2 protein-coding genes and 1 pseudogene are annotated in these 4,066 nt (G+C 73.1%); 2 read left to right on the plus strand and 1 reads right to left on the minus strand.

Annotated features, from left to right (window positions below; translation table 11 throughout):
- Positions 1 to 308: pseudogene (locus ACYVD1_RS34430) on the plus strand (hypothetical protein); the annotation flags it as partial.
- Positions 299 to 3,262 carry an FAD-binding and (Fe-S)-binding domain-containing protein gene (locus ACYVD1_RS34435; protein ID WP_460778668.1) on the plus strand — a complete coding sequence of 988 codons (2,964 nt, stop codon included), beginning with the start codon at positions 299 to 301 and terminating at the stop codon, positions 3,260 to 3,262. The pseudogene ACYVD1_RS34430 and the gene ACYVD1_RS34435, both read left to right, overlap by 10 nt.
- Here ACYVD1_RS34435 and ACYVD1_RS34440 read toward each other — a convergent pair.
- Positions 3,259 to 3,516 carry a GntR family transcriptional regulator gene (locus ACYVD1_RS34440; RefSeq protein ID WP_460778669.1) on the minus strand — a complete coding sequence of 86 codons (258 nt, stop codon included), beginning with the start codon at positions 3,514 to 3,516 and terminating at the stop codon, positions 3,259 to 3,261. The two genes, ACYVD1_RS34435 and ACYVD1_RS34440, sit on opposite strands and share 4 nt — an antisense overlap.
- Positions 3,517 to 4,066 lie beyond the last annotated feature (550 nt).

Raw genomic sequence — 4,066 nt, forward strand, 5'->3', positions numbered from 1 at the left:
ACGTCGTCGAGCTGGCCGGGACCGGCGACGCCGCCGCCCACGCACTGCTGACCGAGGCCGGGCGGGAGGCGGCCCGCAGCGCGCTCGCCGCCCTGGATGCCCACCACCCGCCACGGGTAGTACTCACCGGAGGGCTCTCCCGGGCGGGCGGCGCGCTGTCCGCCGGTTTCACCGACGAGCTCGACGCCCGGCACGGCGGGGTCGCGGTCCAAGAGGCCGTCGGCGACCCCCTCGACGGCGCCCTGTCCCTCGCCCGGTTGGCCGCCGACCACCGAGTCGACCCCCAGGAGGGATTCGTGTGGACCTGACCGAAACGGCCGTGACGCAAGAGGCCGTCCGGCCGATGATCGACGGCCTCGCCCGCGCCCTCGGGGCGGACCGAGTGCTCGACCGGGCCCTGGACCGCCACACCCGGGCCCACGACGCGTCGCACTACCTCCTGGTGCCGCAGGTCGTCGCCGTCGCCGAAGACGCCGACGCAGTGGCCGCCGCACTCGCCGTCGCCACCGAGCACCGTACGCCGGTCACGTTCCGCTCCGGCGGGACGAGCCTGTCCGGGCAGGCGTGCGGCACCGGGATCCTGTTGGACACCCGGCGCGGCTTCCGCGGCATCGAGGTCCTCGACGGCGGCGCCCGCGTGCGGGTGCGGCCCGGCGCCACCCTGCGCTCCGTCAACGCCCGGCTGGCGCGGTACGGCCGGGCGCTGGGCCCCGACCCGGCCAGTGAAGTGGCCTGCACGGTGGGCGGGGTGATCGCCAACAACTCCTCCGGCATGGCCGCCGGGATCGAGTACAACACCACGCGCACACTGGAGTCGATGACGGTGGTGCTGCCCTCCGGCACGGTCGTCGACACCGCCGCAGACGACGCGCTCACCCGCCTGCGGGCCGACGAGCCGGAGCTGGCCGCCACGCTCGAAAGCCTCTGGGAACGCGTGTGCGCCGACCCCGAGGCCATGGCGGAGATCCGCGAACGGTTCTCGATGAAGAACACGATGGGCTACTCGCTCAACGCCTTCCGCGAGGCCGACGACCCGGTCGACCTGCTCACCCGCCTGATGATCGGCTCCGAAGGCACGCTGGGCTTCGTGGCCGAAGCGGTCTACCGCACCGTGCCCGTCCAGAGCCACGCGGCCACTGGACTGCTGGTCCTCGACTCCGTCGAGCGCGCCGCCGAAGCACTGCCCGCCCTCGTCGGCACCGGCGCCAAAGCCCTGGAACTCATGGACGCCACCTCGATCCGGGTCGCCCGCCGCAGCCCGGACGCGCCGGAGGCCGTCACCGGGTTCACCGTCGACCAGCACGCCGCGATCCTGGTCGAATACCGCACCGACGGCGAGCAGGAACTCGACCAGCTGTTGGCCGAGGCCGCCGCGGTCCTGGAAGCGCTGCCGACCACCCAGCCGGTACACCTCACCCGCGACCCGGCCGACCGCGCCGCCCTCTGGGGCGTGCGCAAGGGGCTCTACGCCGCCGTCGCCGGAGCCCGCCCCCAAGGCACCACCGCACTGCTGGAGGACGTGGTGGTCCCCGTCGACCGGCTGGCCGACACCTGCCGCGAGCTCGCCGACCTGCTGGCCTCCCACGGGTACGCCGACCCGGTGATCTTCGGCCACGCCAAGGACGGCAACCTGCACTTCATGATCACCGAGGACACCGAAGACCCCGAAGCGGTCTCGCGGCTGGAGGTGTTCACCGAGGACCTGGTCGACCTGATCCTCGGACAGGGCGGCAACCTCAAGGCCGAACACGGGACCGGCCGGGCCATGGCACCCTTCCTGGACCGCCAGTACTCACCCGAGCTGGTCGCCGTCATGCGGGAGATCAAGGTCGCCTTCGACCCGGCGGGGATTCTCAACCCCGGCGTCGTCCTCACCGACGACGCCCGCGCGCACCTGCGCGACCTCAAGCCCGCCGACCGGGTGGACGAAGAGGTCGACCGGTGCGTGGAGTGCGGGTACTGCGAGCCCGTCTGCCCCAGCCGCGACCTCACCCTCACCCCGCGCCAGCGCATCGTGGCGCGCCGGGCACGGCAGCGGGCCGCCGCCGAAGGCGACCACGCCCTGGTCGCCGAACTCGACGCCCAACAGGCCTACGACAGCATCGACACCTGCGCGGCCGACGGCATGTGCGCCACGGCCTGCCCGGTGGACATCGACACCGGTGCGCTGGTCAAACGCCTCCGCGGGGAGAGCCGGGGCCGGATGGAGCAGGGCGCCTGGCGCTCCGCCGCACGGCACTGGAAGACGGCGACCACGGCGCTCGGCCGCGGCCTCACCATGGCCGCCCGGATGCCGAACTCCGCCGTCGCGGGGCCCAACAGAGTGGCCCGCGCGGCCCTGGGCGCCGACACGGTGCCGCAGTGGTCGCCCGACCTGCCCGCCGGCGGCAGCCGACGCAGCCGCACGGACGGAGGGACCGGCGTCGAAGACGGGGCCGCCGGCACCGTGTCCGGGATCTTCCTGCCCAGCTGCCAAGGGGCCATGTTCGCCCCGGCAGAGGGCTCCCGCGGCGTGCAGGCCGCCTTCGCCGCGCTCTGCCGTGCCGCAGGGGTGGGCCTGGCGGTCCCCGAAGGCGTCGACGGGCTCTGCTGCGGCACCCCGTGGTCCTCCAAGGGGTTCTCCGCCGGGCACGAGGTGATGGCCGAACGCGTGCTCCAAGCCGTCGACGCCGTCCGGAACCGGGTCGAAGCTGCGCGGCCCGGCGGCTCGTCCGGGGCGGAAATCCCCGTGGTGGTGGACGCCACGTCCTGCACCGAGGGCGTGGCCGGGATCATGGCCCGAGCCCGGGAGGCCGGGGACCCGAGGGCCGTCGGTGTCGTCGACGCCGTGAGCTTCGCGGCCGAACACGTACTGCGCGAGTTGCGCATCGACCCCGGTAACCGGGTGCCGTCGCTGACGGTGCACCCCACCTGTTCCTCGCACAAGTCCGGCATCGTTCCCGACCTGCGGGCCCTCGCGGAGGCGGTCGCCAAGGAGGTGCACGTTCCCGACGACTGGGGCTGCTGCGGTTTCGCCGGCGACCGCGGGATGCTGCACCCCGAGCTGACCGAGTCCGCCACCGCGGCCGAAGCCAGCCAGGTGCGGAGCATCGGCGCCGCCGAGCACGTCTCGTGTAACCGGACCTGCGAGATCGCCATGTCCCGGGCGACCGGGAGGTCCTACCGCCACGTGCTGGAGGTGGCCGCCGACGTGGTCGGGGCGGCGGGGAAGGCCGGGTCAGCCGCGACCGAGGGGACGGGGGCGGGGGCAGGGACGGATTAGGCCCGGTGTTCGGCGACGAAGGTTCCGCGGCCGTGCACCGTGATGATCACGCCCCGCTCGCGGAGTTCCTTCATCGCCCGCCGCACGGTCATGTACGAGACGCCGTACTCCTGGGCAAGCTCGCGTTCCGGCGTGAGCTTCGCCCCCGCCCGAAGCCTGCCGGAGTCCACCAACCCGGCGATGTGGTCCGCGACCGCCATGTAGCGGAGCGCCGGTCCGTCCACGGGTATCTTCGGGGGGTCCTGATCGTCCATATCAAGAACGCTAGACCGCCACCGACTCGCACAGTGGCGAACCCGATCAACTCGTTGTTTCGGTCGGGGTGAATCGCCCGACCCCGCAAGGGCGTCCTTTCGGGGTCTGGTGGAGGCCCTACGAAACCCGGGGCGGCCCAGGTGTATGCGTGGGTGGAGGGCGCTCGGGGCGGCCCAGCAGGTCTGGTCAGCCGGTCGGGTGTTCCGCTGTCGGGCAGGCCCCGTTATCCACAGCCGGTCGGCCCTCGGGTTGTCGCGGGCCCGTTCTGGCGCGCATGCTCGATAACCGGGGGAGCTTTCGTCCCCGCTCGCGTCCGTGTGCCCGAATCCCGGCCCTGGTGGGCGAGGGTTTCCCGGCCACGGTGGGTGGGGGTTTGCTGGCACCGGTGGGCCGGGGTTTGTTGTTGGGTGCGGGTGGTTCTCCCCCGTTTCCTGCCGCTTGATGGTGGCCGTCTCCGCTGCGCGCCTCAAGGTCGTCGCCATCGAGCGCTTCGCGCGTCAGTGGCGCTCCACCTTGACCCGCTTCGCTGCGACGGCGGGTGGGCGGCTA

It is taken from the genome of Nocardiopsis nanhaiensis (assembly GCF_054778635.1).